Source organism: Chryseobacterium sp. 2VB (assembly GCF_005503635.1).
Taxonomy (GTDB): domain Bacteria; phylum Bacteroidota; class Bacteroidia; order Flavobacteriales; family Weeksellaceae; genus Chryseobacterium; species Chryseobacterium cupriresistens.
This window is the reverse complement of the sequence record NZ_SCNC01000014.1, coordinates 37,777-63,086: the sequence shown is the minus strand read 5'-3', so window position 1 is coordinate 63,086 and position 25,310 is coordinate 37,777. Positions and strand designations below refer to the sequence as shown.

The 25,310-nt window shown below is 37.0% G+C and carries 27 protein-coding genes; 23 read left to right on the top strand and 4 right to left on the bottom strand.

Annotated elements, in window-relative coordinates:
- Positions 1 to 188 precede the first annotated feature (188 nt).
- Complete coding sequence (gene clpB / locus FFS26_RS14035; protein WP_137905314.1) at positions 189 to 2,780, bottom strand: ATP-dependent chaperone ClpB; 2,592 nt, start codon at positions 2,778 to 2,780, stop codon at positions 189 to 191.
- Between the two features lie 367 nt (positions 2,781 to 3,147).
- On the opposite strand from clpB, the gene FFS26_RS14030 reads away from it, so the two are divergent.
- The 20 genes from FFS26_RS14030 (at position 3,148) to FFS26_RS22535 (ending at position 20,313) form a co-directional block, all read left to right on the top strand.
- Complete coding sequence (locus FFS26_RS14030) at positions 3,148 to 3,726, top strand: TetR/AcrR family transcriptional regulator (RefSeq protein ID WP_110010669.1); 579 nt, start codon at positions 3,148 to 3,150, stop codon at positions 3,724 to 3,726.
- Positions 3,727 to 3,966: 240 nt separating this feature from the next.
- Positions 3,967 to 5,283 carry a phenylacetate--CoA ligase family protein gene (locus FFS26_RS14025; protein WP_110010670.1) on the top strand — a complete coding sequence of 439 codons (1,317 nt, stop codon included), beginning with the start codon at positions 3,967 to 3,969 and terminating at the stop codon, positions 5,281 to 5,283.
- Positions 5,283 to 6,368 (top strand): 2Fe-2S iron-sulfur cluster-binding protein, encoded by a 1,086-nt coding sequence (locus FFS26_RS14020; RefSeq protein ID WP_110010671.1) that lies wholly within the window; start codon positions 5,283 to 5,285, stop codon positions 6,366 to 6,368. Before FFS26_RS14025 ends, FFS26_RS14020 begins: the two co-directional genes overlap by 1 nt.
- An 85-nt stretch (positions 6,369 to 6,453) precedes the next feature.
- A complete protein-coding gene (gene paaA / locus FFS26_RS14015) occupies positions 6,454 to 7,392 on the top strand; it encodes a 1,2-phenylacetyl-CoA epoxidase subunit PaaA (protein WP_110010672.1) in 939 nt (312 codons plus the stop codon).
- A gap of 111 nt (positions 7,393 to 7,503) precedes the next feature.
- Positions 7,504 to 7,785, top strand: a complete 282-nt coding sequence (gene paaB / locus FFS26_RS14010; RefSeq protein ID WP_002981782.1) for a 1,2-phenylacetyl-CoA epoxidase subunit PaaB — start codon at positions 7,504 to 7,506, stop codon at positions 7,783 to 7,785.
- Positions 7,786 to 7,886: 101 nt separating this feature from the next.
- Positions 7,887 to 8,636 (top strand): 1,2-phenylacetyl-CoA epoxidase subunit PaaC, encoded by a 750-nt coding sequence (paaC, locus tag FFS26_RS14005; protein ID WP_137905313.1) that lies wholly within the window; start codon positions 7,887 to 7,889, stop codon positions 8,634 to 8,636.
- A 6-nt stretch (positions 8,637 to 8,642) separates the two neighbouring features.
- Positions 8,643 to 9,452: an alpha/beta hydrolase gene (locus FFS26_RS14000; RefSeq protein ID WP_137905312.1), complete on the top strand. Its 810-nt coding sequence runs from the start codon at positions 8,643 to 8,645 to the stop codon at positions 9,450 to 9,452.
- A gap of 3 nt (positions 9,453 to 9,455) precedes the next feature.
- Positions 9,456 to 9,920, top strand: a complete 465-nt coding sequence (gene paaD, locus FFS26_RS13995) for a 1,2-phenylacetyl-CoA epoxidase subunit PaaD (RefSeq protein ID WP_137905311.1) — start codon at positions 9,456 to 9,458, stop codon at positions 9,918 to 9,920.
- Positions 9,921 to 10,062: 142 nt separating this feature from the next.
- The gene (locus FFS26_RS13990; RefSeq protein WP_110010675.1) at positions 10,063 to 10,863 is read left to right on the top strand and encodes an enoyl-CoA hydratase/isomerase family protein; all 801 of its coding nucleotides are present in this window, start codon (positions 10,063 to 10,065) and stop codon (positions 10,861 to 10,863) included.
- Positions 10,864 to 10,969: 106 nt separating this feature from the next.
- A complete protein-coding gene (locus FFS26_RS13985; protein ID WP_137905310.1) occupies positions 10,970 to 12,103 on the top strand; it encodes a 3-hydroxyacyl-CoA dehydrogenase NAD-binding domain-containing protein in 1,134 nt (377 codons plus the stop codon).
- A gap of 92 nt (positions 12,104 to 12,195) precedes the next feature.
- Complete coding sequence (locus tag FFS26_RS13980) at positions 12,196 to 12,504, top strand: hypothetical protein (protein WP_137905309.1); 309 nt, start codon at positions 12,196 to 12,198, stop codon at positions 12,502 to 12,504.
- A 9-nt stretch (positions 12,505 to 12,513) separates the two neighbouring features.
- Complete coding sequence (locus FFS26_RS13975) at positions 12,514 to 12,927, top strand: PaaI family thioesterase (protein ID WP_034695815.1); 414 nt, start codon at positions 12,514 to 12,516, stop codon at positions 12,925 to 12,927.
- A gap of 31 nt (positions 12,928 to 12,958) precedes the next feature.
- Positions 12,959 to 13,654, top strand: a complete 696-nt coding sequence (locus FFS26_RS13970) for a DUF6624 domain-containing protein (protein WP_110010678.1) — start codon at positions 12,959 to 12,961, stop codon at positions 13,652 to 13,654.
- Between the two features lie 46 nt (positions 13,655 to 13,700).
- A complete protein-coding gene (pcaF, locus tag FFS26_RS13965) occupies positions 13,701 to 14,906 on the top strand; it encodes a 3-oxoadipyl-CoA thiolase (protein WP_110010679.1) in 1,206 nt (401 codons plus the stop codon).
- An 87-nt stretch (positions 14,907 to 14,993) separates the two neighbouring features.
- Positions 14,994 to 15,587: a transferase hexapeptide repeat family protein gene (locus tag FFS26_RS13960; RefSeq protein WP_137905308.1), complete on the top strand. Its 594-nt coding sequence runs from the start codon at positions 14,994 to 14,996 to the stop codon at positions 15,585 to 15,587.
- A gap of 18 nt (positions 15,588 to 15,605) precedes the next feature.
- Complete coding sequence (locus FFS26_RS13955) at positions 15,606 to 16,433, top strand: alpha/beta hydrolase (RefSeq protein ID WP_137905307.1); 828 nt, start codon at positions 15,606 to 15,608, stop codon at positions 16,431 to 16,433.
- A 14-nt stretch (positions 16,434 to 16,447) separates the two neighbouring features.
- On the top strand, positions 16,448 to 16,720 hold the full coding sequence (locus tag FFS26_RS13950) for a hypothetical protein (RefSeq protein WP_110010681.1): 273 nt from the start codon (positions 16,448 to 16,450) through the stop codon (positions 16,718 to 16,720).
- 8 nt (positions 16,721 to 16,728) lie between these two features.
- Positions 16,729 to 19,224: a phenylacetic acid degradation bifunctional protein PaaZ gene (gene paaZ / locus FFS26_RS13945; RefSeq protein ID WP_110010682.1), complete on the top strand. Its 2,496-nt coding sequence runs from the start codon at positions 16,729 to 16,731 to the stop codon at positions 19,222 to 19,224.
- A gap of 131 nt (positions 19,225 to 19,355) precedes the next feature.
- Positions 19,356 to 19,979, top strand: a complete 624-nt coding sequence (locus FFS26_RS13940) for a transposase (RefSeq protein ID WP_228406533.1) — start codon at positions 19,356 to 19,358, stop codon at positions 19,977 to 19,979.
- Between the two features lie 172 nt (positions 19,980 to 20,151).
- Positions 20,152 to 20,313, top strand: a complete 162-nt coding sequence (locus FFS26_RS22535) for a bacteriocin-like protein (RefSeq protein ID WP_171006316.1) — start codon at positions 20,152 to 20,154, stop codon at positions 20,311 to 20,313.
- A 6-nt stretch (positions 20,314 to 20,319) separates the two neighbouring features.
- Here the strand turns inward: FFS26_RS22535 and FFS26_RS13935 are convergent, their stop codons facing one another.
- The gene (locus tag FFS26_RS13935; RefSeq protein ID WP_137905306.1) at positions 20,320 to 21,048 is read right to left on the bottom strand and encodes a CPBP family intramembrane glutamic endopeptidase; all 729 of its coding nucleotides are present in this window, start codon (positions 21,046 to 21,048) and stop codon (positions 20,320 to 20,322) included.
- A gap of 175 nt (positions 21,049 to 21,223) precedes the next feature.
- Between FFS26_RS13935 and FFS26_RS13930 the strand changes: the two genes are divergently transcribed.
- Positions 21,224 to 21,910, top strand: coding sequence for an SMUG2 DNA glycosylase family protein (locus tag FFS26_RS13930; protein WP_137905305.1), 687 nt, complete (start codon positions 21,224 to 21,226; stop codon positions 21,908 to 21,910).
- An 81-nt stretch (positions 21,911 to 21,991) separates the two neighbouring features.
- Here FFS26_RS13930 and FFS26_RS13925 read toward each other — a convergent pair whose 3' ends face one another.
- Positions 21,992 to 22,813, bottom strand: coding sequence for a T9SS type A sorting domain-containing protein (locus FFS26_RS13925; RefSeq protein WP_110010684.1), 822 nt, complete (start codon positions 22,811 to 22,813; stop codon positions 21,992 to 21,994).
- Positions 22,814 to 22,850: 37 nt separating this feature from the next.
- Positions 22,851 to 23,402 carry a phage tail protein gene (locus FFS26_RS13920; protein ID WP_110010685.1) on the bottom strand — a complete coding sequence of 184 codons (552 nt, stop codon included), beginning with the start codon at positions 23,400 to 23,402 and terminating at the stop codon, positions 22,851 to 22,853.
- Positions 23,403 to 23,660: 258 nt separating this feature from the next.
- Between FFS26_RS13920 and FFS26_RS13915 the strand changes: the two genes are divergently transcribed.
- Together FFS26_RS13915 and FFS26_RS13910 are read left to right on the top strand one after the other, a co-directional pair.
- Entirely contained in the window at positions 23,661 to 24,425 is a 765-nt protein-coding gene (locus tag FFS26_RS13915) for an enoyl-CoA hydratase/isomerase family protein (protein ID WP_137905304.1), read from the top strand.
- 215 nt (positions 24,426 to 24,640) lie between these two features.
- A complete protein-coding gene (locus FFS26_RS13910; protein WP_137905303.1) occupies positions 24,641 to 25,258 on the top strand; it encodes a hypothetical protein in 618 nt (205 codons plus the stop codon).
- Positions 25,259 to 25,310 lie beyond the last annotated feature (52 nt).

The following is a 25,310-nucleotide window of genomic DNA, read 5'->3' as shown; positions in this document are numbered from 1 at the left end:
TTAATAAATATGCTACAGATTAGATTTTTTAATAGGAATATTTTTTTCTAAAAATTTGAAATTAAATGTAAATTATTATTTATTGAAAATAAATTGCTTAAAAAGATGTTGGTATAAAAAATAAGTGCTGCAGATTATTCTACAGCAATTACTTACAAAAATAATGTATATGAAAAAAAACTATTTTATTATTCAGTAGGTCGGAAAACCAAACCTGTTTCTACAAAGTAATCCAGCGTAATTCTATCTCCATCATTTACATTTCCGGCAAGAATCTCTTTAGAAAGTTTGTTTAAAACTTCCTGCTGAATTACTCTCTTCAGTGGTCTTGCTCCGAAGGCAGGATCATATCCTTTGTCCATCAGATAATCTACTGCGTCCTGAGTGAAAGTCATAATAATGTTTCGTTTAGATAACATTTCATTAAACCCTCTCAGCTGATACTGAACAATTTTTCCGATTTCTTTTTTTCTTAAAGGCTGGAAGAGTACAATTTCATCAATTCTGTTCAGGAATTCCGGACGCAGCGTTTGTTTCAGCAGATCGAATACTTCGTCTTTTGTTTTGTCTACAATTTCATCCTGATTTTCCTCCGTAAGATTCTCAAAATTCTCCTGAATCAGATGTGATCCTAAATTGGAAGTCATAATGATGATGGAATTCTTGAAATTCACTACACGGCCTTTATTATCCGTCAGACGTCCGTCATCCAAAACCTGAAGTAATGTATTGAAGACATCAGGATGTGCTTTTTCAATCTCGTCTAAAAGCACTACGGAGTAAGGTCTTCTTCTAACTGCTTCAGTCAATTGTCCGCCTTCATCATAACCTACGTATCCTGGAGGCGCTCCTACTAATCTGGAAACACTGTGACGTTCCTGATATTCACTCATATCAATTCTGGTCATATTGTTCTCATCATCGAATAAAAATTCCGCCAGTGCTTTTGCCAGCTCGGTTTTACCTACTCCGGTAGTTCCCAGGAATAAAAAGGATCCGATAGGCTTTTTATCATCACTCAATCCGGCTCTGTTTCTTCTGATCGCATCTGCAACTGCCTGAATCGCTTCATCCTGTCCCACAACTCTGTGGTGCAGTTCAGCTTCAAGATTCAGTAACTTGTCTCTTTCTGATTGCAGCAATTTGGTGACAGGAATACCTGTCCATTTAGCAATCACTTCAGAGATGTTTTCAGCAGTCACTTCTTCTTTGATCAGTTCATTCTGATGATTCTGCATTTCGAGTTCAACCTTGGCAAGCTCTTCTTCCTTTTCACGAAGTTTTCCGTATTGGATCTCCGCTACTTTTGCATAATCTCCTGCTCTTGAAGCTCTTTCAGCTTCAAGTTTCAGAGACTCAATATCTTTTTTGATCTGAGTAAGATCTTCACTTTTCTGTTTTTCTTTCAGCCATTTGGCATTGATCTCATTTCTCTGTTCGGATATTTTGGCAATATCTTCCTTAAGGTGATCAATCTTGGTCTGGTTGCCTTCTCTTGAAATAGCCGCAAGCTCAATTTCCATCTGCATGAGTTTTCTGTCCAGAACGTCCAGTTCTTCCGGTTTGGAATTGATTTCCATTCTCAGCTTTGCAGAAGCCTCGTCAATAAGGTCAATGGCTTTATCCGGTAAAAAACGGTCTGAAATATATCTTTGAGACATTTCCACAGCGGCAATAATTGCCTCATCTTTGATTCTTACTTTGTGGTGAGCTTCGTATTTATCTTTAATACCACGAAGGATAGAAATTGCAGATTCAGTATCCGGTTCTTCCACCATTACCTTCTGGAAACGTCTTTCCAACGCTTTATCTTTTTCAAAATACTTTTGGTATTCGTTCAATGTAGTGGCACCAATGGCTCTTAATTCTCCCCTTGCTAAAGCAGGTTTCAGAATGTTGGCTGCATCCATTGCTCCTTCACCACCTCCGGCTCCTACCAAAGTGTGGATCTCATCGATGAAAAGAATAATCTGTCCATCAGACTTGATTACCTCATTCACCACAGATTTCAGTCGCTCTTCAAATTCACCTTTGTATTTGGCTCCGGCGATCAAAGCTCCCATGTCTAATGAATAGAGAGTTTTATCCATCAGGTTTTCAGGGACGTCGCCACTGATAATTCTGTGGGCAATTCCTTCAGCAATTGCGGTTTTACCTACTCCCGGTTCCCCGATAAGGATAGGGTTGTTTTTGGTTCTTCTGGAAAGAATTTGCAAAACCCTTCTGATTTCTTCATCACGTCCGATGACAGGGTCCAGCTTACCCTCTGCTGCTAATTCATTAAAGTTTTTAGCATATTTATTTAAAGACTGATACGTTTCTTCTGAACTTGCAGAAGTAGCTTTACTTCCTTTTCTTAATTCTTTAATTGCGCCTTCCAGCAGATTTTTGGTTACACCCATATCTTTCAGCATTTTGGAAACTTCAGAAGAGGTGTCCAAAAGAGATAACCATAAGTGTTCAATCGTTACATATTCGTCACCCATCTTCTTAGCGATATTTGGTGCGTCCAGCAATACTTTGTTGGCAGATTGTGAAAGATAAATATTTCCTCCCTGAACTTTAGGAAGCTTTTCTAAATTTTCACGGTTGCGCTCTCTTACTAATGCTGCAATTGCTTCAGATTTTTTTAATAAGAAAGGCGAAATATTTTCATCTACCTGAAAAATTCCTTCAAGAAGATGTTGAGGTTCAATGCTTTGGTTGCCAAACTCCATCGCAACCTGTTGTGCTGCCTGGATGGCTTCCTGTGATTTTACAGTATATTGGTTTAAGTTCATATTTTATATATTTTTGGTAATGATTCGTTTAAAGTTTAGTTTTTAAAAAACATCAAGAAACCAAATTCTAAGGCTCAGTTTCTTAATGCCATCAATTATTTAATCATTTATTCGATGACTGTATCGCAAAAACTGTTCAATTATTAAATTTACAAAAAAAATGGACAAATTTTCCGGATATTGTATTTTTAACGGAAATTTAACTTGACAAAATTTCCGGTTTCGTCATTATCTCTTTACAATTGATGAACAAATCGTCATAGCAGATAAATAACTCAACGATTAAACTGAAGATGAAGACTTTTTTCTTTTTATGATCAAAAAAACGACAGTTTAAATCAGAATAATTACTTTTGCATTTTACCAGATGGAACTCAAAGAAAAACAGAGAAAAATACTCAACGTAGCAGTAGAACTTTTCAAAGAGAAAGGGTATATGGGAAGCTCAGTAAGAGACCTGGCTACAAAACTTAATATCAAAGCAGCATCATTGTATGCACATATCCGTTCAAAGGAAGAAATTCTGGAATGGATTTGCTTTGGCATTGCTCAGGAGTTTTTCGATGAGCTTCAGGAAGTAAAAAATACAGATATTGCTCCCAAGGAAAAGCTGAACCTGTTATTGGATAAGCACCTTTCGGTTGTTCTTAAAAACCGCGATGTTACCCATATCTATTCCAATGAATGGAAACACCTTGAAGAAAGACTTTCTGAATTTGTAGAATTAAGAAAAAACTATCAGCAAGAGGTTGAAGAACTGATTTCCGAGATCTATAAAGCTGAAAGCTGGGAGTTAAAATCTCCGTCATTTACCACCAGATTTATCCTTCATACTTTAAATAATTCCTATTTCTGGTTCAAAAGAAGCAGTGATTCTACGGATGAAATTACCGAAGAAATCAGAGAGAAAATTCTTTTCGGCCTGCTTGGAAACCAGAAAAAATAAGCACATCGGTTGTCGTTGACTACGTCAAATCTTCGATTTCTGACGAAGGAAGAATCTCGTGACAGACTGTTAGATTTTTAAAAGATTCTTCTCTACACTTCGTTCCGCTCAGAATGACATTGGACATAATTTAACCGTCTTTCTTATTTAGAATCATTCGAAATATGACAAAAGTCATAAAAATTTTGTCAGCTTCCGAAATCTTTTTAAATTTACACCTAACAAATGTTAGTTAGTTTTATGGATTTTTCAGTTGAATATCTGGAGCTGGGTCAGTTGAGACAGCTTCAATCCGACCGGTTGATCAGCCTGATCAGCTATTTGGAAGAGAAGTCGGAATTTTATAAAAAGAAATTTGATGAACTTCAAATATCCCCTCAGGATATAAGGTCGATTGAGGATATCACGAAACTTCCTATTACTTACAAGCAGGATTTAAGAGATAACTATCCGTTCGGATTATTTACGGTTCCTAAAAATGAGCTTCAGCGTATCCACTGCTCAAGCGGAACGACAGGAAAGCCGACTGTGGTAGGATATACAAAAGAAGATGTAGACCTTTTCAGTGAAGTGGTGGCAAGATCACTGAATGCTGCTGGTGCTAAACCGGGAATGCAGTTACATAATGCTTATGGTTATGGGATTTTTACAGGAGGATTAGGTCTTCATTACGGAGCCGAAATGCTGGGAATGAGTGTTCTTCCCATTTCAGGGGGAATGACGGCAAGACAGGTAGATCTTATTGTAGATTTTAAACCGGAAGTGATCTGCTGTTCTCCTTCATATGCTTTAACGATTGCTGATGAATTTGCAAAAAGAGGAATATCAGCAGATGAAATCAGTCTTAAATATGCCGTATTAGGTTCAGAGCCATGGACGGAGATTATAAGAGGCCACATTGAAGAAAGATTAGGCGTTCATGCAACCAATATCTATGGATTAAGCGAAATTATCGGTCCCGGAGTTTCCATGGAGGATTTCGAAGAGAAGGGAGGAGCTTATATCTGGGAGGATCATTTTTATCCCGAGATTTTAGATCCTATTACGAAACAGCCGGTTCCTTTTGGAGAAGAAGGGGTTTTAGTGATTACTACTTTAACAAAAAAAGCAATGCCGCTTTTACGTTACTGGACGAATGACATTACAAGCCTTTACTACGATGAAAATGCCAAAAGAACAATGGTGAAAATGAAACCCATTGTAGGAAGAGCAGATGATATGCTGATCGTACGAGGAGTAAACGTATACCCAAGCCAGATTGAAGATGCTTTTTCTTATGTAAAAGGAGTGGTTCCCAATTACTATTTAACACCTGTAGAGAAAGAACACATGTGTATTGCTTTGGATATTGATGTTGAAATAGATGACGAATTGGTAAAATCTCAGAAAATGGAAGCCAATACCGATGATTATTTTAATTTTGTCGGCAACTTTGGGAAAAACATAGAAAACGAAATAAAAAAGAGAGTAGGAATCACTACGAAAGTAAAAGTTCATGCTCAGGACAGCTTGCCAAAGTGCGAAGGTGGAAAAATTAATAGAATACTTAAAAAATAATGAATTCATTTTATAAACTTAAAACAGTTAAAGTTCAGAAAGATACTTCCGAAGCAGTGAATGTGGCGGTAGAAATTCCTGAAGAACTGAAAGACAAGTTCAGGTTTAAACAGGGACAGTATCTGAATTTCCGGATGATAATCAACGGAAATGAAGAAAGACGTTCTTACTCTATTTGTAATGCTCCAAGTGAAAAAGGCAATACACTGGAGGTACTGGTGAAATTATTGGAGGGTGGAAAGGTATCTGGCTATTTCAATGAGCATCTTCATATGGATGAAGTGCTGGAAGTAATGCCTCCGATGGGTGGTTTTAATACCTCTTATCACCCAAGCAATGTAAAAACTTATGTCGGACTGGCTGCAGGTAGCGGAATTACACCTGTATTATCCAATATTAAAGAAAGTCTTTATCAGGAACCTAACAGTAATGCTTATCTGTTCTACAGCAACAGAAGCATGAATCATGTTTTAAGAAAAGCAGAGATCGATAAGCTGGTTGAGCACTTCAATGGCAGGCTTAAAGTAGTTTATTTAGTGAGCCGTGAGAAACATGAAGATCCGGTTTTTGAAGGAAGGATTTCATCAGAAAAATTAGAACAGCTGTTTGAAAGATATACAGATATTGATGTAAAAGAAGCTACTTATTTTATTTGTGGTCCGTCAGAAATGATCAAAGGGATTGCAGATTATCTGAAAAAAGATAAAAAAGTACCTGCTATTCAGGTATTATTTGAATATTTCACTGCTCCGGATGAAGAAAATACGGAGGAAATGAGTGATGAATTCAAGGCGATTGCCAATATTGAAAGTATGGTAACGGTAATTATTGATGATGATGAATATTCATTCCATCTTAATTCTAAAAAAGAGAGTATCTTAGATAAAGCATTGAAAGACAATCTTCCTGTACCTTTTGCATGTAAAGGAGGTGTTTGTTGTACGTGTAAAGCACAGGTTTTGGAAGGAGAAGTTTTCATGGAGAAAAACTATGCGCTTACCGAAGAAGAAGTAGCCAGAGGCTATGTTCTTACCTGCCAATGTCACCCGACAACGAATGTGGTGATGCTTAATTATGATGTTTAAAAATTAATGTAACAATATAACAATGTACCAATATAACAATCATTGGTACATTGCTAGACTAATACATTGTTAAATTGAAAAAATTATGGACTTAGAAAAATTTGTTCAATACGTTCACGAAGAAAATAAAGTAGAACCAAAAGATGTAATGCCTGATGATTACAGGAAATTATTGGTTCGTCAGATTTCACAGCACGCCCATTCCGAAATTGTAGGAATGCTGCCGGAAGCCAACTGGATTTCCAGAGCACCATCATTGAGAAGAAAAATGGCTCTTTTAGCGAAAGTTCAGGATGAGGCTGGTCACGGCTTATATCTTTATTCTGCCACTGAAACATTAGGAGACGGAAGCATCCGAGCAGACCGAGATGCTACCTATGATGATATGCTGGAAGGAAAAGCAAAATATTCAAGTATTTTCAATTATCCTACCCTAAGTTGGGCAGATATCGGTGCCATCGGTTGGTTAGTAGATGGTGCGGCTATTATGAACCAGGTAATGCTGATGGGGAATTCTTACGGTCCTTATTCAAGAGCGATGGTGAAAATCTGTAAAGAAGAATCATTCCACCAAAGACAAGGATATGAAATTCTTATGGCACTATGCCGTGGTACAAAACAACAGAAAGAAATGGCTCAGGCTTCATTAAACCGTTTCTGGTGGCCGGCTCTGATGATGTTCGGACCTAATGATGACAGCTCACCCAACTCTAAAATCTCTATGAACTACAGAGTAAAAAGAGAAAGTAATGACAGTCTTCGTCAGAGATTTATCGATGTTACCGTTTCTCAGGCTGAGTTCCTTGGATTAACTATTCCGGATAAAGACCTGAAATGGAATGAGGAAAGACAGCATTACGATTTCGGAGAACTTCCCTGGGATGAATTCATGGAAATCTTAAAAGGAAACGGACCTTGCAACAAAAAGCGTATCGAAACAAAGAGAAAAGCGCAAAGAGAGAATGCTTGGGTAAAAGAAGCTGCGGCGGCTTTTGCAGAAAAACAACAAAAAGAAGTAATATAATAATGTAACAATATACCAATGTAGAAATGTAACAATCATTGTCATGCTGAGCTTGTCGAAGCATTTCATTGTTAAACTGGTACATTGATACATTGTTAAATTAATTTGATTATGGCAAATTTAGATATGTGGGAAGTGTTTATTCAGACTAAACCGGGATTATCTCACAAACACGTTGGAATTGTACAGGCACCAACAGCAGAAATGGCTTTGCAGAACGCAAGAGACGTTTATACAAGAAGAAAAGAAGGAACTTCAGTTTGGGTTGTTCCAAGTAAATATATTGTGACTTCGGAAGGCGTGGATAAAGAAGCTTTCTTTGATCCGGCTGATGATAAACTATATCGTCATCCAACTTTCTACGAGATTCCAAACGACGTAAAAAATATGTAATAAGACTTTTGAGATGATAGACAGATAGATAAAAGACCTTAAGGTTTACTTGTCTATTTTCTATCCATCTATCATCTATCCGTCTTTAAATTGATTAAACAATGAATCCATTATATAATTATTTATTAAAACTAGCAGACGACAGTTTCATTATGGGACAGCGTCTGTCTGAATGGTGCGGTGAAGGTCCTTACTTAGAGGAAGATATTGCATTGACAAATATTGCGTTGGATGAACTAGGTCAGGCGAATAACTTTTACGTTTACGCTTCAAGAGTGATTGACAACGGAAAAAGTGAAGATGATATCGCATTTTTAAGATATGAACATGAATATGTGAATGCACATTGGGTAGAACTTCCCAACGAAGATTATGCGCAGACTATTCTTAAAGTATATGTATTGTCAGTATATCAGAAACTGATGTATGAGGCTTTATCAAACTCTGCTAACGAAGAACTGGCTGCCATTGCTCAAAAGTCATTGAAAGAAGTAAGATATCACTATACTCATGCTGCATCATGGATGAAAATCTTTGCTCAGGGAACAGAAGAAAGTAAGTCCCGTCTGGTAAAAGCTATAGAAAATATCTGGGAATATACGAAAGGTCTTTTTGCTAAAACAGAAGGTGAAGATGATCTTGTTGCCTTGAATATTGCTCCCAATTCAGATGCGCTTTATGAAGAATTTCTTGCGATTACCAAGAAAGATTTTGCAGATTTTGGTTTAGAATATCCGGGAAATCCTTTCATGCAGCCAAAATCAAGAACAGGATACCATACAGAGTATTTCGGATATATCCTTTGTGAGCTTCAGTATATGCAGAGAGCATATCCGGGGTGTACATGGTAAGAAGTCATGAAGAAATTGCTTCTGGGAATATTGGCTTTTTTTCTTGCGGTGTATGTGATATTATGTATTGGTCTTTATTTCTATCAGGAGAAAATTATTTTTTATCCGGAAAAGTTACCCGAAAATTACAAGTTTACATTTGAAGGTGATTTTGAAGAAGTACCCATTAAAACGCAGGATGGAAAGCATTTGAGTTCTGTTTTATTCAAAGCTCAAAATCCCAAAGGAGTCATCTTTTATCTTCATGGAAACGGAGGATCAATAAAAAGCTGGGGAGTAGTAGCTCAGCTGTATCAAAGTCTGAATTATGATACTTTGATACTTGATTACCGGGGTTACGGAAAAAATGAAGATAAAATTAACAGTAAAGATCAGCTTTTTTCGGATGTTGAGAATGCTTACAAAGAGCTTTTAAAACGATATCCTGAGAATAGAATTATTATTATGGGATATTCTGTAGGAACAGGCTTCGCTGCAAAATTAGCTTCAGAGCATCATGCAAAACTGCTTATTTTACAGGCACCTTATTACAGTATAGAAGATGAAATGAATCAGAAATTTTCATTCCTTCCGAAGTTTTTACTGAAATATAATTTTGAGACTTGTGAATATTTAAAAACCGTTAAGTCACCAGTCGTTATTTTTCACGGTGATAAAGATGAGGTTATTAACTATAAAGCCTCTTTAAAACTTAAAAATAACTTTAAAAAAGGTGATCGTCTGATTGTATTAAAAGATCAGTATCACAACGGCATAACAGATAATTTAGATTATCAGAAAGCAATGAAAATAATCCTTGATTCTGATAAAAAATAAAATATGAATCAGCTTTTAGATTTATTAAAAACAATTCCCGATCCGGAAATTCCGGTCATTGATATTGTGGAATTAGGAATTGTAAGAGATGCACAGATTACGGGTGAAAATACCTGTGAAGTGATCATTACACCTACTTATTCCGCTTGTCCTGCCATGTTTACCATAGAGGAGGATATTATCAAAATGATGAAAGAAAACGGATGGGATGCAAAAGTAGTCACCAAGATGTTTCCGATCTGGACAACAGACTGGATTACTGATGAAGCGAGAGAAAAGCTCCGTGTTTACGGAATCACTCCTCCCGAAAAAGGAGCAGACGAACACCACATCGGAAAACCGAAAAAATGTCCGCGCTGTGGTTCCGAGAATACCAAACAGATCAGCAGATTTGGGTCTACTTTGTGTAAGGCCTCTTATCAATGCTTAGACTGCCTGGAGCCATTTGATTATTTTAAATGTCATTGATGAATAATCAACCCATACACAACAAATTTTACGGCTATGCAAAGCATAACGAAGGAATTGTTAGAATGTTAAATTATTAGACCGTTACATTGATTTATATTGTTAAATTAGTGCGTTGTTAAATAATAAATTAATAAAAACTATGTATACACAACTTGATATTGAAACGCATTTTGACGGTAAGCTGAAAATCGCATATCTTAATCAACCGGAAACGATGAACGCCCTTACAAAACCGGCTTTATCAGATCTTAGAGACTTTGTTAAAGAGTGCAGCGAAGACGAAACGGTAAGATGTGTTGCCATTTCCGGAAGAGGAAGAGCATTCTGCTCAGGTCAGAATCTGGACGAAGCTTTTGTAGTAGGCAAAGAACACCATGATCATGATATCATCAGAAAAATTGTGGTAGACTATTACAATCCATTAGTAATGGAAGTTACCCGTTGCAAAAAACCGGTTATTGCTTTAGTAAACGGTCCTGCAGTAGGAGCTGGAGCAATGTTGGCGTTAATCTCTGACTTCGTTCTAGCGAATGAGGAAGCATATTTTGCTCAGGCATTTTCAAATATCGGTTTGATTCCTGATACCGGAGGAACTTACTTCTTACCGAAACTTCTAGGTAGACAATTAGCCAATTATTTAGCATTTACAGGTAAAAAATTATCTGCAGAAGAATCTAAAGCGCATGGCCTTGTAGCAGAAGTGTTCACTGAAGAAGAATTTGTTCCGAAATCTATGGAAATCCTTGAAAGAATGGCAAACATGCCAACAGCAGCCATCAAGCTTACGAAAAAAGCATTTGCCAATTCTTATAACAACACATTAAAAGAACAGCTTGAACTGGAAGGTGATCTTCAGCAGGAAGCTGCAGAAACAGAAGACTTCATAGAAGGTGTAAACGCCTTTTTACAGAAAAGAAAACCTAATTATAAAGGAAAATAAGAACTAATATAACAATGTACCAATGTAGCAGTTTATCAATGAGATGCTTCGACAAGCTCAGCATGACAATGATTGTTACATTGTTACATTGATACACTGTTACATTATGAAATATGTAGGAATTATCGGTGCCGGAACCATGGGAATCGGCATTGCACAAGTAGCCGCAACGAACGGATGCAAAGTATGGGTTTATGACGCCAACGCAAAACAAGTAGAAACGGCAACGGTAGGTTTGGAAAAAACCTTGACCAAATTGGTTGATAAACAAAAAATTTCGGCAGAGAAAATGACTGAAATTTTAGCTAATATTTCCATTGCTACCGAATTGAAAGATTTCAAAGATTGTGAGCTGATTATAGAAGCCATTATCGAAAACAAAGAGATCAAAACCAAGGTGTTTACAGAACTTGAAAATTATGTTTCAGAAAGCTGTATTCTCAGTTCCAATACCTCATCTATTTCTATCACCTCTCTTGGTGCAGAACTAAAGAAGCCGGAGCGTTTCATCGGAATTCACTTTTTCAATCCGGCTCCATTGATGCCTTTAGTGGAAGTTATTCCATCCTTATTAACAGAAAAAACATTAGCAGAAAAAATTTACAACCTCATGAAAGAATGGGGGAAAACTCCTGTTATTGCCAAAGATATTCCCGGGTTTATCGTCAACAGAATTGCCAGACCTTACTATGGGGAAGCCCTTAGGATTGTTGAAGAAAACATTGCAACACCTGAACAGGTTGATGAAGCCATGAAAACGCTGGGGAATTTCAAAATGGGACCTTTCGAACTGATGGATCTTATCGGAGTTGATGTGAATTTTGCGGTAACAACTACTGTGTACAAAGATTATTTCTACGATCCGAAATACAAGCCGTCTTTATTACAGCAAAGAATGTCTGAAGCCAAACTTCACGGCAGAAAAACAGGAAAAGGTTTTTACGATTACAGCGAAGGAGCAGAAAAACCTGTAGCTCGGAAAGACGAAGCTTTATATCAACAGATCTTTTTAAGAATCATTTCAATGCTGATCAATGAAGCTGTTGAAGCCAAAAGATTAGGCGTTGCCAATGACGAAGATATCGAGCTGGCCATGCAGAAAGGCGTCAACTATCCGAAAGGTTTATTAAGCTGGGGTAAAGAAATCGGATATGCAAAAATCTCCGAAACCCTTCAGAATCTTTACGAAGAATATCAGGAAGAAAGATACAGACAAAGTCCCTTGCTTCGTAAATTATAAAATATACCAATGTATCAGTTTATTAATGGAACAATCATTTTATAAACATTGCTAAACTTATAGATTGTTAAATTGCTACATTTAAAAAAATAATGAATATAGATGAATTCAGGGCAGAGCTGGAGACCAGACTTTTAATTGAGAAACAGTATTTAACTCAGGAAGCTTCCTCCGTTGATGAGCAGGAAAGACTTGAGCTTTTAGGAAAATTTAATGAGAAATATAAAGAGCTGATCAAAAGATTGGCCAACGAAAATGGAATTGATTTAAACGAATCCTATCCCTTTGAAAATTCATCAGACTCAGAAAACCTTTCATACGGGCAGATTATTCTTGGGAAAACCATGAGTGTTTACGACAGATTATCAGATGAGCTGTATGAGGAAATAACAAACATATAATTAATAGAAATGAATCCAAGACAAGTAGCAGATTATATGTTCAATCAGGATTATTTTTCCCAGTGGATGAATATCAAGATGATTGAAGTAAAAGAAAATTACTGTTTAATAGAAATGCCAATCAAGAAGGATATGCTGAACGGACTGAAAACAGTTCATGGGGGAGTTACCTTTGCGTTTGCAGACTCTGCGCTGGCATTTTCTTCCAACAATACCGGAGATGCTGCCGTAGCATTGAACTGTATCATCAATTTTACCAAAGCAGGAAAGGAAGGCGATGTTTTCAGAGCAGAAAGTGTTTTGGTCAATGATACGAGGAAAACAGCTGTTTATGATATTCAGATTACCAATCAAAACAAAGAGCTGATTGCAAAATTTGTAGGAACAGTTTACAAAATCGGGAAAAAAGTAACCGAATTATAAAAAACTAATACCAGAAACCGGATTAAATAAAATGAAAAAAATATTAGTATTACTTTTCGGGATTTCAATCCTTGCAATCAATGCTCAGCAGAAAGTAAACGAATCTTTGAAAAATGAGCTTGACGAAATCATGAAGGTGGATCAGGGGTACAGAATGCTTTTTGATAACGAAACTACTTCGGAGAAAAAAGAACAGCTTTTGAAAGATCTGAATATTGACAAAGATGAATTCAAAAAGAAAAACTGGATGTTGGTGGCGGAACAGGATAGCCTGAACATGCAAAAAGTTGAAAGTATTATTGCTCAATATGGCTATCCCGGGAAGACACTAGTGGGAGAACCTACAAATCAGGCGGCCTGGTATGTCATCCAGCATTCTAATAAAATTGAAAAATACCTTCCTCTCATTAAAGAAGCAGGAAAAAAGAAAGAAATTCCGTTTACCTGGGTGGCCATGATGGAAGACCGGTATCTGATGGGTAAAGACAAGGAACAGATCTATGGAACTCAGGGAAAAGGCGAAATGACCAGAGATAAAGACGGAAAACAAATCTTTGTAAATTTTGTATGGCCTGTAAAAGATCTCAAGAATGTGGATAAAAGAAGAAAAGAAGCTGGCTTTGATTCTACTCTTGAGGAAAATGCCAAAAGAATGTTCGGAAAAGACTTCCAATATAAGCCCTACACTTTAAAACAGGCTTTAGAATTAAGAAATAAAAACAAATAAATCTGGTATTGTTACACTTTACTGGATTGTTATATTAAATAGCATTATGAACAACGTATACATCATAGACTATGTCAGAACTCCCATTTCAAAACTGCAGGGAGGATTATCAGAAGTAAGAGCCGATGATCTTGCTGCTATTGTTATTAAAGAAATAGTAGCAAGAAACCCTGAAGTTCCAGTTGAGGAAATTGAAGACGTTATTTTCGGATGTGCCAATCAGGCAGGTGAAGATAACAGAAACGTGGCCAGAATGGGGCTTTTACTGGCTGGTCTTCCTTACAAAATTGGAGGAGAAACAGTGAATAGGCTGTGTGCTTCAGGAATGTCTGCGGTAGCCAATGCATTCCGTTCCATTGCTGCAGGAGAAGGGGAAATTTATATTGCAGGAGGAGTAGAGCATATGACCCGTTCGCCTTACGTGATGTCAAAACCAAGTACTGCCTTCGGAAGAGACAGCCAGATGTTTGATACTACTTTCGGTTGGCGTTTCATCAATCCTAAAATGAAAGAAATGTACGGTGTTGACGGAATGGGGGAAACTGCAGAAAACTTAGCAGATATTCATAAGATCAACAGAGAAGATCAGGATAAATTTGCCCTTTGGTCTCAGCAGAAAGCAACTAAAGCTGAGGAAAGCGGAAGACTGGCAGAAGAAATTGTAAAAGTTGAAATTCCTCAGAGAAAAGGTGATCCGATCGTTTTCGAAAAAGATGAATTCATTAAACCAACTTCATCGATGGAAGGGTTGGCCAAACTTCGTCCCGCTTTCAGAAAAGAAGGAACGGTAACTGCCGGAAACGCCTCAGGAATGAATGACGGAGCCGCTGCTTTGATTTTAGCAAGTGAAGAAGCCGTTAAAAAATATGGGTTGAAACCCAAAGCAAAAATCCTGGGATCTTCTGTTGCAGGTGTAGAACCAAGAATCATGGGAATAGGACCTGTAGAAGCCACTCAGAAATTATTAAAAAGATTAAATCTTTCCCTTGAAGATATAGACATTATTGAACTAAACGAAGCATTTGCAGCACAGGCATTGGCTGTAACAAGAAGCTTAGGGTTGAAAGATGACGATGCAAGAATAAACCCGAACGGAGGTGCAATTGCAATCGGTCATCCACTTGGAGTTTCCGGGGCCAGAATCGTAGGTTCTGCAGCATTGGAACTTCAGAAGCAGGATAAAAAGTATGCATTGTGTACCCTTTGTATCGGTGTCGGACAAGGATATGCAATGGTCATTGAAAAAGTATAATTAATTTGAAAGTGAGCTAATTTGAAAATGTTGAAAGACATTATTAATTTTCAGATTATCTCATTCTCAGATTTTCAAATTAAAAAAATGAACATCTACTCATACCACGGGATTCGTCCCATTATAAAGCCCTCCGCCTACATTCATCCGCAGGCAGTCATTATCGGGAATGTTGAAATAGGAGAGGAAGTATATATTGGTCCCAATGCGGTCATTCGCGGTGACTGGGGTAAAATTATTATTAAAGACGGAGCCAATGTACAGGAAAACTGTACCCTTCATGTTTTCCCGAATATAGAAACGATCCTGGAAGAATCTGCACACATCGGACACGGAGCGATTATTCATTCCGGACATATTGGAAAAAACTGTCTGATTGGAATGAATTCCGTTGTAATGGACAAAGCCTATATCGGCGACGAAAGTATTGTCGGAGCATTAGCTTTTGTACCAGCCAATTTCACGTGTGAACCAAGAAAACTGGTGGTAGGAAGCCCCGCAAAAGTGATCCGTGATGTTTCTGATGAAATGATTCGCTGGAAAACAGAAGGAACAAAATTATATCAGGAGCTGGCAAGAGAAGGAAAGGAAGCAATTCTACCTTGCGAACCGTTTACAGAATATGTTCAGCAGATCCCAACTAAAATTGTTGATTACAGTATTTGGGATGATATAAAATAATAACCATTACAATTAAATATGATTAAAAAAATTGCGCTTGCATGCAGCATAATGTTTGCGGTGGGGTGTACGTTATCAGCACAGATTGTTGCTACAAAACCGCTTACAATAGGAGAAGTGAGGACCATTAAGTCCAAAACCTTAAATGAAGACAGAACGCTGAATATTTATCTTCCACAGGGATATGATAAAACAAAATCATACCCGGTAATCTATTTATTAGATGGAAGTATGAACGAAGATTTTATTCATGTTACAGGCTTAGTACAATTCTTTAATCAGATGTATTCCATGCCGGAAACCATTGTGGTGGGAGTTGCTAATGTAGACAGAAAAAGAGATTTTACCTTTCATACGGATTTGAAAGACTTACAAAAAGACTATCCTACAACAGGACATTCAGATAAGTTTATTGCATTCGTTGAAAAAGAACTAAAGCCTTACGTGGAAAGTCAGTTTAAAACTACAGATAAATACCTTTTCGGTCAGTCTTTGGGAGGACTTCTGGCAACGGAAATCCTTTTGAAAAAGCCGGAAATGTTTGATAACTATTTTATCATCAGTCCAAGTTTGTGGTGGGATGATGAAAGCCTTTTAAAACAGGCTCCACAACTACTTTCAAAATCTCCGGATACCAAAAAGTTTGTTTATGTTTCTGTAGGGAAAGGAGAACATCCGGTGATGGTAAAAGATGCTGAAGCTTTCTATGATGTTTTGAAAAAAGCAGGAAAGAAAAACTGGACGTTGGAATATAAAATGATGGAAACAGACAATCACGCAACCATTCTTCACAGAAGTTTATATGAAGGATTGGTGAAAATGTTTCCCTATCAGGAACCTAAATAGATGAGTTGCAGTTGATGAGCACTCTGAAAAAATATTGGATCATAATACTGATTGTCATAATCATTGTGAATGCTTTAGGGTTTCACTTTGCAAAAGAATCAATAGGAATTTCAGATGCTTTGGAACATGTTGAATCAGATGAGGCAATTGCTAAGCTAGAGCGTAAAGATTATTTCTATACGTTATTTGTTGAAATTGTCATCATTTTAGACGGCTGGCTGGCGCTTTTTATTCCTTATCTGATTATTAGAAACTTTATTAAAAAGATTAATCTAAGCAAAAAGTAAAAAACTATATGGAAAAGTTAAAAAACTATATCTGCGGACAATGGGTAGAAGGTACCGGAAACGGAATCCCCTTGTACAACGCCGTTACAGGAGAACAGGTAGCTGTTTCCGATACAGAAGGGCTTAATTTTGAACAGGCTCTTGACTACGGAAGAACCGTAGGATATAAAAACCTTTCTTCAATGACTTTCTACGATCGTGGAGAAATGTTGAAAAAAGTAGCACTTTACTTACTGGAAAGAAAGAAAAAATACTACGACTTATCATACAAGACGGGAGCTACCCACATAGATTCCTGGGTAGATATTGAAGGAGGGTTCGGAACTTTCTTTACTTATTCCGGATTGGCAAAAAGAATGCTTCCTAACACTTCATTTTGGGTAGATGGTGACACTCAGAAGATTTCTGCTAACGGAACATTCCTGGGAACACATATCTTAACGCCAAGTGAAGGAGTCTCAGTACAGATCAATGCTTATAACTTTCCGGTGTGGGGTATGTTGGAAAAATTATCCACTTCCTTATTGGCTGGAGTTCCTTCTATTGTAAAACCATCTCCTTTTGGATCTTACCTTACCAATGCAGTGTTCCAGGATATGATTGAAAGTGGAGTATTACCTGAAGGAGCTATTCAGTTAGTGTGCGGAGAACCTGGAAATATTTTAGATTTTGTTCAGGATGGAGATTCTGTATTGTTTACAGGTTCAGCAACTACAGGAAGAAAATTAAAATCACTTCCGTCTATTGCAGGAAATGCGGTTCGTTTCAATATGGAAGCAGATTCCCTGAACTGTTCAATTCTTGGATTGGAAGCAAAACCGGGAACACCTGAATTCGATCTGTTCATCAAAGAAGTTCGTAACGAAATGACGACAAAAGCAGGACAGAAATGTACTGCAATCAGAAGAATCATCGTTCCTGAGCATTTAATCGGTGATGTTCAGAATGCTTTGTCTAAAGCTTTAGATCAGACTAAAATCGGTAACCCACTAAGCAGAGAAACCAAAATGGGATCTTTGGTGGGAAGGCAGCAGTATGATGAAGTTTTAAGAAAAGTAAATCTATTAAAATCAGAAACAGAACTTGTCTATGACGGAAAACATGAACTGGTAGATGCCAACTACGAAAACGGTGCATTTATGAGTCCGAAACTATTCCTGAACGACAAGCCTTTCGAAAAAAATATCTCTCACGATGTAGAAGCTTTCGGGCCGGTATCCACATTAATGCCGTACAAAGATGCTGAAGAAGCTGCTGCACTGGCCAAAAGAGGAAAAGGAAGTCTGGTAGGATCTATCGTTTCCCATGACGAAAACTTTATCGCCGAAACTTCATGGAAAATGGCCTCTCAGCATGGAAGAATCTTTGTATTGAACAGAGATAACGCCAAAGAAAGCACAGGTCATGGTTCTCCACTTCCGACACTGATGCACGGAGGTCCTGGTAGAGCGGGAGGCGGTGAAGAAATGGGCGGTTTAAGCGGTCTTCATTTCTTCTTACAGAAAACAGCTATTCAGGGTTCACCGGATGTTCTGAAAGCAATAACTAAGATTTATCAGCAGGGAGCTGAGAAAAAATTCTCAGACAAACATCCTTTCCAGAAATATTTTGAGGAAGTGGAAGTAGGAGACTCTCTGGAAACAGCAGGAAGAACTGTTACTGATGCCGATATCGTTAATTTTTCCAATGTTTCATGGGACCATTTCTATGCCCATACAGATGCAACAAGTTTAACAGGTACTATTTTCGATAAGACTGTTGCTCACGGATATTTTATCCTTTCAGCAGCAGCAGGACTATTTGTTTCAGGTAAAAAAGGACCTGTAATTGCTAATTACGGATTGGAAGACTGCAGCTTCTTCAAGCCTGTATACGCCGGAGACACCATCACGGTTTATTTAACAGCAAAAGAAAAAATCAACAGAGGAGTAAAAGGAAGAAATATTCCTTCAGGTGTTGTAAAATGGCTGGTTGAAGTTGTAAACCAAAGAGATGAGGTAGTTTGCGTGGCAACAATTTTAACACTGGTAGCAAAACAATCTCCTTTCATTGATCTGAATTTGAAAAATATTCAGAAAATACTGAATGGATTAACAGAAAGTACACCTGCACTTTGGGGAAAAATGTCTCCTCAGCAGATGTTAGAACATCTTGAACAGGCAGTATTGGTAAGCTTTGGAGAGCCCGAAGCAGAAAAATGCTTTACTCCAGAAGAAAATCTTGAAAAATGGCAGGATTCTCTTTACAACCACAGAGCAATGCCAAAAGAATTTACAGCTCCATTCCTTCCGCAGGACGGTTCACTTCCGGAACCCAAACATAAAAATCTGGAAGCAGCAAAACTGTCATTCATGGATAACCTGAAGAAATTTGTGATCTACTATAAGGAAAACCCGCAGGCAGAGCACATGAATTACGTTTTCGGAAAACTGAATAAAGAAATGTGGGAACTGATGCACAAAAAGCATTTTACACACCACTTCCAGCAGTTTGGATTGATTTAATTCAAAATAAAATATAAATTTAGAGTCCCTTCCGGTTTAAACTGAAAGGGACTTTTTAATAACTCCTGCCAAGGTTTGAAACCTTGACAAGGGTAATATTATTTTATATTTTCAAAGTTCAAAAACACAAAATGAAAATGGCAGATATTAGAACAGCTCCAATTGAAGCAAATTGTTTTTACCACATTTATAATCGGGGTATTAATGGTGAAGTTATATTTAAATCAGATCGGAATTATTTGTACTTTCTCAATAAAGTGAGAGAATTTCTTACTCCTGTATGTGATGTGTATGCCTATTGTCTTATGTCTAATCATTTTCATATTTTGGTTAAGATCAAGTCTGATTTTGAATTGAGTAGTTTTGTTAAAGAACAGAATTTTGACAAGGTTATAAAAGGAGGTCTTCATTCTCCTCATAATATTTTCTCAAAACAGTTCGCTCGGATTTTCAATTCCTATTCCCAGGCTTTTAATAAAGAAAATAAAAGACATGGCGCTCTTATTGAATCTCCATTTAAAAGAAAGCTGATTACATCGAATAAATATTTAATTAATACAATGATTTATATCCATCAAAATCCACAAAATCATTTGGCTCTTCGATTTCCAGAATATGCTTTCTCTTCTTATCAATCTATTTTGAATAAGTCAAAAACATTATTAAAAAGGGATGAGGTTCTTGCATTATTTGACGATAGAGAAAATTTTATATTGTCACATCAAAAAGTGATTGATTTTGATGGCGAATTTTAGTTTAAAAGTCCAGCTCATCCTTGTCAAGGTTTAAAACCTTGACAAGGATGTTGGTTGATTGTAATGTGTTTTATTTCAGTTGGTTGTTTTGTTTTTATTTAAAAATTACTAACTTTAATAGGCGAAATCCGAAAAGCATACAGAGTAGGAGAGAACATCAAAACAAACCACTATGAAAAACTTAAAAAAACTTTCAAGACATGAGTTGAGATCTCTTAAAGGAGCCGGGCCAAACTGGTCTTGTACTCTTAACCCTTGTCCTCCCGGAACATGTTGTCTTCCCGGAAGATGGCCTAATATTGCCAGAGCATGTTATATATGTGCGGATTCTTAGATTTTTTTAACTTAAAACAATACACAAAGCTGCTACTATTCGTGATTGGCAGTTTTTTTTATATTTTTTCTTAAACTTAAAATATCCGTACATTAAAATGGGTAACGCGAATATCTGAAACAAAAAAACAAGCAGTGAGGGAATTCCTTCCAGATGATTTGCATTAGCTTTTATAAGGAGCTGCTTGCCAAGCGGTCCGTTCGAGAATATCAGAATATTAAACAAATTCCAGCCCAGATGAAGACCTATAGGAAGGTACAAAGATTTTGTCTTAGCAAAGGACACTGCGAGCATCCACCCAAAAATAGAGGTCATTACAAAAATAATTACCATCTGAAAAGGATTTCCGAATGCACTATAAGAAAACCAGTGGTAGACTCCGAAGCAGACAGCAGATAAAATGCAGGCTTTTGTTGTTCCCCATTTTTCAATAGCAAGATATAGCAAAGCCCCTCTGAAAAGTAATTCTTCAAACAAAACAGACTTTACAATCCACCATAAGCTCATCAATGCTGCAGAAAATGATATTGGCTTATTCAGTATCCAGCTGTTATTGATAAAGGATGTTGTCAAGATTTGATAAACGCTGCATACTACAGCTGCCAAAAGAAAACCTATGCTCAGGTTAATCAATCTTGCCTGGCTGGGTTTAAATCCTAAAACAGAAAGGTCCTTTTTTGCGATGAACCTCAGGAGAAGCCACGAAATGATAAGCTCAATAATGATTCCAATCATAGGTTAGAAGTTTTAATTGAATAAGTGTTATCTTATTGAAAACGAATATAATAAAAAACGGATGCGAAAAGTTTCTTTAAAATATTTATCGGTCAAGACTTTAAACCTTGACAGGATGATGATAAAAGGTTTGAGCAACAGGATAATTTTGTTACTTTACAATAAAAATGATTTCATGGATAGAACTTTTGCGGATCATGTGATAGATTTCAACAAAAACCTTAGTTACACAGGAAATCTTCCTGATGATTTTCAAGTCCTGAATCCTTATCTGGATAATCCTGAGACGTTGAAGGTGATGGAAGAGTTTTATCATAAATTCTACGATGATTCAGCTAAGAGGAAATTCATCATCGGAATCAATCCCAGCCGCCATGGTGCGGGAGTAACCGGAGTTCCGTTTACCGATACAAAAAGACTGGAAAATGTCTGCGGAATCAAAATGAAATCTGCCCGTACCCATGAAGTTTCTTCCGTTTTCATGTATGATATGATTGAAGACTATGGTGGTACTGATCTTTTCTATAAAGATATTTATATCAATTCTCCATTTCCGCTGGCTATTGTAAGAAAAACAAAAAATGGCTGGCTCAATGCTAACTATTATGATGATAAAAAACTCTTCAATTCAGTCAAAGACTTTATGATCGAATCTTTGAAGAAGCATATCAGCCTTAATCTGGATACCTCAGAAGTTTTTGTTCTGGGTAAAAAGAATGCCGAATTCATTTCAAAATTAAACAAAGAAACCCAACTCTTTGAGACGATGACCGTTCTGGAGCATCCAAGATATATCCAGCAGTACAAATCAAAAGAAAAACAGCTTTATATAGACAAATATATTTTAGCTCTGAAAAAATGACAAAATCCCTTCGTTAAAAGGGATTTGTCATTCATGAATTAGAATCTTTGTGGGATATGGAACTTATAAAATTTCCTGATATTAGTTTTTAATGACTTTGGTAGATTCTGTTGCTGTTTTAATAATATAAACCCCTTTTGGAATCTCTGAAATATTAACCTCATTATTTCCTTTTTGAGTTTGAATAGTTTTCAGCAATTTACCATCCAGGTTGTAGATCTTAGCTTCACTTGCTTTTTCTGTTGTAATAGAAAGAGGTCCGTTGGTTGGATTAGGATAAACAGTCAGGTCTTTTTTAATGCTTTTAGTTTCCGAAGTCCCCAGTACAAGATTGCTGTCTTTTACCCAGGTGAAAGCATCCAAACCTACATATCGGAAAGCTCCGTTCGCAGTGATTTGTAGCTCATCAATCACAATGTTTGAATAATTCTGACCATTTAAGTTGGTAAGATCAATTAAGGTGTATCCATTTGTGCTGCCTAAGCTGGTTGCAAATCCGGTAGTTTTTGTTTGCGTGAATTTTGTTACACCGCTTAGTTTTCCGGTTACAGTAAGTGTTCCTGCTACATTAAGATCCAGGTTCAATGCAGAAAGAAACATCCAGAATCTGTTTACTTTAAACAAATTAGATGTGGTTTTGATGCTGAATGTCGGCGGGGATTGTGAGTTATTCGAATTGTCGATGTACCTGTTATCATTTGCTGTTCCACTCCAGCCGGTTCCCGGGAAATTCCCCTGAATATCAAAAACACTTACATGTGAAATGATATTAAAGATGACTCCATTATCGGTGAAGCTGGTACTTCCGTGCGATTCCGTTTCAAATTGTTCTGTACTGGTCTGCCCGAATGAAAAAATTGAAATGAGCAGACTACAGATTGCTAAAAAAGTAGTGCTTTTCATGATATTTGGTTTTAAATGTTAGGTTATGGTGTGGATATTAATCCCTTGGCGGATAAATACCTTCAACACAAATGATATAATTTAAGCCTAGGTAAGGAGGCATATTATTCAACGGTAAGCCTTGCCCTGTATAAGAAATACTTAACGGATTGATAGTTGTATCAGGGTTGGCATCATTCACGAAACTCGGTACTGCATTGAAATCTCTTCCCACTTGCGTTCCTGAAATGGCAATTGTTGAGGTAGCTGTAGGAGTAGATGAATTAGCATTCTTATTCGCTACTTTAAGCTGAAATCCGGCCCCTATACTTGGGAGGTTCGATGATAAAAGAGTATTTTGTGTTGTACCGGATACGATTCCCAAAGGATAACTTTCGCCGGAGTTTACATTCCCTGCTCCCAAAGCCATACGTCCTTTTAAGTTAGGCAGGGCAAAAGTAGTGATACCGTCTCCACCGTAAGTTGTTCCTAAAATAGAAAATAAAGCAGAATTTCTTGAGATGCTTATTAAGCTTCCATCACAAAACATCCAGCCTCTAGGTGCGAAATTTCCTGCAAATAATTTTACGATTCCAATGTACTCGTCCATGATAATATGTTTTTAGTTTTTTAGATTTCTTACTCTTTTTACAGGCTTTTCAGATTCCGCCTTTTGGTTATTAATTCTTAGTTCAAAGGAACAATTAATAAAAGGCAGGTACTAGAGTAGAAAATACCAAATTAAAAACTCCGTATTTCTACGTAATAATGTCTTGAATTTTGCGGGTTCGGAAAAGAAAATTTATACTTTAAGTTTCTCTGAACGAGCTGTATTTCGTATTTTTGTAAGAATCCAATAAAAATAAAAATGAGCGAATTTGTAGCATCAGAAATTAAAAATAATATTGCCGAAATCAGTTTCGGAACACCTAAAAGTAATTCTCTTCCAGGAGCAATTTTGGAAAAACTGGCAGAAACTATCCTTGAAGAGGGGGCAAAAGAAGAAGTGAAAGCTATTTTAGTGAAAAGTGCAGGTGAGAAGGCTTTCTGTGCAGGAGCAAGTTTTGACGAGCTCTTAGCCATTGAGGAACTTGAAGCTTCAACACAATTTTTCGGAGGTTTTGCCAAAGTTTTAAATGCAATGAGAAACTGTGGGAAAATTGTTGTGGTAAGAGTACAGGGAAAAACTACCGGCGGCGGAGTAGGAATTGCCTGCGGGGCAGATTATTGTTTTGCTACTAAAGACTCGGCTCTTGCACTTACAGAAATCAATCTTGGAATTGGCCCTTTTGTAATCGGCCCTTATGTTGAAAGAAAAATAGGTAAGTCACAATTCTCCGCAATGGCCATTGATGCAGACTTCAGATCTGCTGAATGGGCTGAGCAGCATAATATTTATCATTCGGTTTCAGATACTATTGAAGAAATGGATGAAAAGCTGGAGAAATTTTTGCAGACTTTAGCATCCAGAAGCAGTGATGCTTTGGCATTAATTAAAAAAGTTTCATGGGAAGGAACAGATCATTTCAATGAATTGATGCCGGCAAGAATTCACATGAGTGCCAGTCTTATTCTTGAAGCTTCTGCAAAGAAAAATATTGAATCTATTAAAGAAAGGTTAAGGGCTAAATAAGGTATAAAAATAAAGGATTTTAATCCAAAAGCTATCCGTAGAAATTTTTGTTTTTACGGATTTTTTGTGCATTATTATATGTCAGGATACAGGTTTTAGCTTTTCCGCTGCTTATAAAACAATAAATAAATCGTGATGAGAATTATTTCCAGAATTTTAAAAAAAACTTGGAAAATTGAAAATAAATCATAACTTTGTAATTCAAAGTTCTTTTTATGGATTCAAAAAACTATCACGAAGACTTATCGCATATCCGTTCTATGATGGAGCGGTCCTCCAGATTTATTTCGCTAAGTGGTTTATCCGGAGTTGTTGCGGGCTTAACGGCTATTATCGGTGCTGTATATGTGTACTGCGTTTTTCAGAGGGAAGGAATCAGTTATTTTGATGGAGACAGAAACATTCTTGGGCCTGCCATGGTGAAAGAACTTGTGATGATTGGGATTGTTATTCTGGTAATTGCAATCCTCAGCGGTTATCTTTTTACAGCTCATAAAAGTAAAAAGAAAGGTTTGAAGATCTGGGATGCTACAACAAAGAGACTTTTGGTTACCTTTGCAGTGCCTTTGGCAGCAGGTGGTGTCTTTTGTCTCGCTCTGCTTTATCATCATCTTTTTGTTTTCATTGCTCCGGCTACTCTTATTTTTTATGGATTGGCTCTGGTAGCCGCAGAACGATATACATTAACGGACGTAAAGTATTTAGGATATCTTGAGATTATTTTAGGACTTGTTTCTTTGTTCTTTTTAGGATGGGGATTACTGTTTTGGGCCATTGGTTTCGGTGTTCTGCATATTGTGTATGGATTGATCATGCACAAGAAGTATAAATAATGAATGAGGTTTGATTTTGCTATTGAGTAGTGAAAATCGGAATAATAATCAA

Excerpts from the sequence above, each read along its gene's own strand:
- FFS26_RS13920 (WP_110010685.1), bottom strand. The coding sequence starts at position 23,402 with ATGGACGAGTACATTGGAATCGTAAAATTATTTGCAGGAAATTTCGCA.
- paaA (WP_110010672.1), top strand. The coding sequence starts at position 6,454 with ATGGACTTAGAAAAATTTGTTCAATACGTTCACGAAGAAAATAAAGTA.
- FFS26_RS13925 (WP_110010684.1), bottom strand. The coding sequence starts at position 22,813 with ATGAAAAGCACTACTTTTTTAGCAATCTGTAGTCTGCTCATTTCAATT.
- FFS26_RS13915 (WP_137905304.1), top strand. The coding sequence starts at position 23,661 with ATGAGCGAATTTGTAGCATCAGAAATTAAAAATAATATTGCCGAAATC.
- FFS26_RS13935 (WP_137905306.1), bottom strand. The coding sequence starts at position 21,048 with ATGATTGGAATCATTATTGAGCTTATCATTTCGTGGCTTCTCCTGAGG.
- FFS26_RS13975 (WP_034695815.1), top strand. The coding sequence starts at position 12,514 with ATGAATCCAAGACAAGTAGCAGATTATATGTTCAATCAGGATTATTTT.
- FFS26_RS14025 (WP_110010670.1), top strand. The coding sequence starts at position 3,967 with ATGGATTTTTCAGTTGAATATCTGGAGCTGGGTCAGTTGAGACAGCTT.
- FFS26_RS14030 (WP_110010669.1), top strand. The coding sequence starts at position 3,148 with ATGGAACTCAAAGAAAAACAGAGAAAAATACTCAACGTAGCAGTAGAA.
- FFS26_RS13960 (WP_137905308.1), top strand. The coding sequence starts at position 14,994 with ATGAACATCTACTCATACCACGGGATTCGTCCCATTATAAAGCCCTCC.
- FFS26_RS13970 (WP_110010678.1), top strand. The coding sequence starts at position 12,959 with ATGAAAAAAATATTAGTATTACTTTTCGGGATTTCAATCCTTGCAATC.
- FFS26_RS13990 (WP_110010675.1), top strand. The coding sequence starts at position 10,063 with ATGTATACACAACTTGATATTGAAACGCATTTTGACGGTAAGCTGAAA.
- FFS26_RS14020 (WP_110010671.1), top strand. The coding sequence starts at position 5,283 with ATGAATTCATTTTATAAACTTAAAACAGTTAAAGTTCAGAAAGATACT.
- FFS26_RS22535 (WP_171006316.1), top strand. The coding sequence starts at position 20,152 with ATGAAAAACTTAAAAAAACTTTCAAGACATGAGTTGAGATCTCTTAAA.
- clpB (WP_137905314.1), bottom strand. The coding sequence starts at position 2,780 with ATGAACTTAAACCAATATACTGTAAAATCACAGGAAGCCATCCAGGCA.
- FFS26_RS14000 (WP_137905312.1), top strand. The coding sequence starts at position 8,643 with ATGAAGAAATTGCTTCTGGGAATATTGGCTTTTTTTCTTGCGGTGTAT.
- paaZ (WP_110010682.1), top strand. The coding sequence starts at position 16,729 with ATGGAAAAGTTAAAAAACTATATCTGCGGACAATGGGTAGAAGGTACC.
- FFS26_RS13930 (WP_137905305.1), top strand. The coding sequence starts at position 21,224 with ATGGATAGAACTTTTGCGGATCATGTGATAGATTTCAACAAAAACCTT.
- pcaF (WP_110010679.1), top strand. The coding sequence starts at position 13,701 with ATGAACAACGTATACATCATAGACTATGTCAGAACTCCCATTTCAAAA.
- FFS26_RS13910 (WP_137905303.1), top strand. The coding sequence starts at position 24,641 with ATGGATTCAAAAAACTATCACGAAGACTTATCGCATATCCGTTCTATG.
- FFS26_RS13950 (WP_110010681.1), top strand. The coding sequence starts at position 16,448 with ATGAGCACTCTGAAAAAATATTGGATCATAATACTGATTGTCATAATC.
- paaD (WP_137905311.1), top strand. The coding sequence starts at position 9,456 with ATGAATCAGCTTTTAGATTTATTAAAAACAATTCCCGATCCGGAAATT.
- FFS26_RS13940 (WP_228406533.1), top strand. The coding sequence starts at position 19,356 with ATGAAAATGGCAGATATTAGAACAGCTCCAATTGAAGCAAATTGTTTT.
- paaC (WP_137905313.1), top strand. The coding sequence starts at position 7,887 with ATGAATCCATTATATAATTATTTATTAAAACTAGCAGACGACAGTTTC.
- FFS26_RS13980 (WP_137905309.1), top strand. The coding sequence starts at position 12,196 with ATGAATATAGATGAATTCAGGGCAGAGCTGGAGACCAGACTTTTAATT.
- FFS26_RS13955 (WP_137905307.1), top strand. The coding sequence starts at position 15,606 with ATGATTAAAAAAATTGCGCTTGCATGCAGCATAATGTTTGCGGTGGGG.
- FFS26_RS13985 (WP_137905310.1), top strand. The coding sequence starts at position 10,970 with ATGAAATATGTAGGAATTATCGGTGCCGGAACCATGGGAATCGGCATT.
- paaB (WP_002981782.1), top strand. The coding sequence starts at position 7,504 with ATGGCAAATTTAGATATGTGGGAAGTGTTTATTCAGACTAAACCGGGA.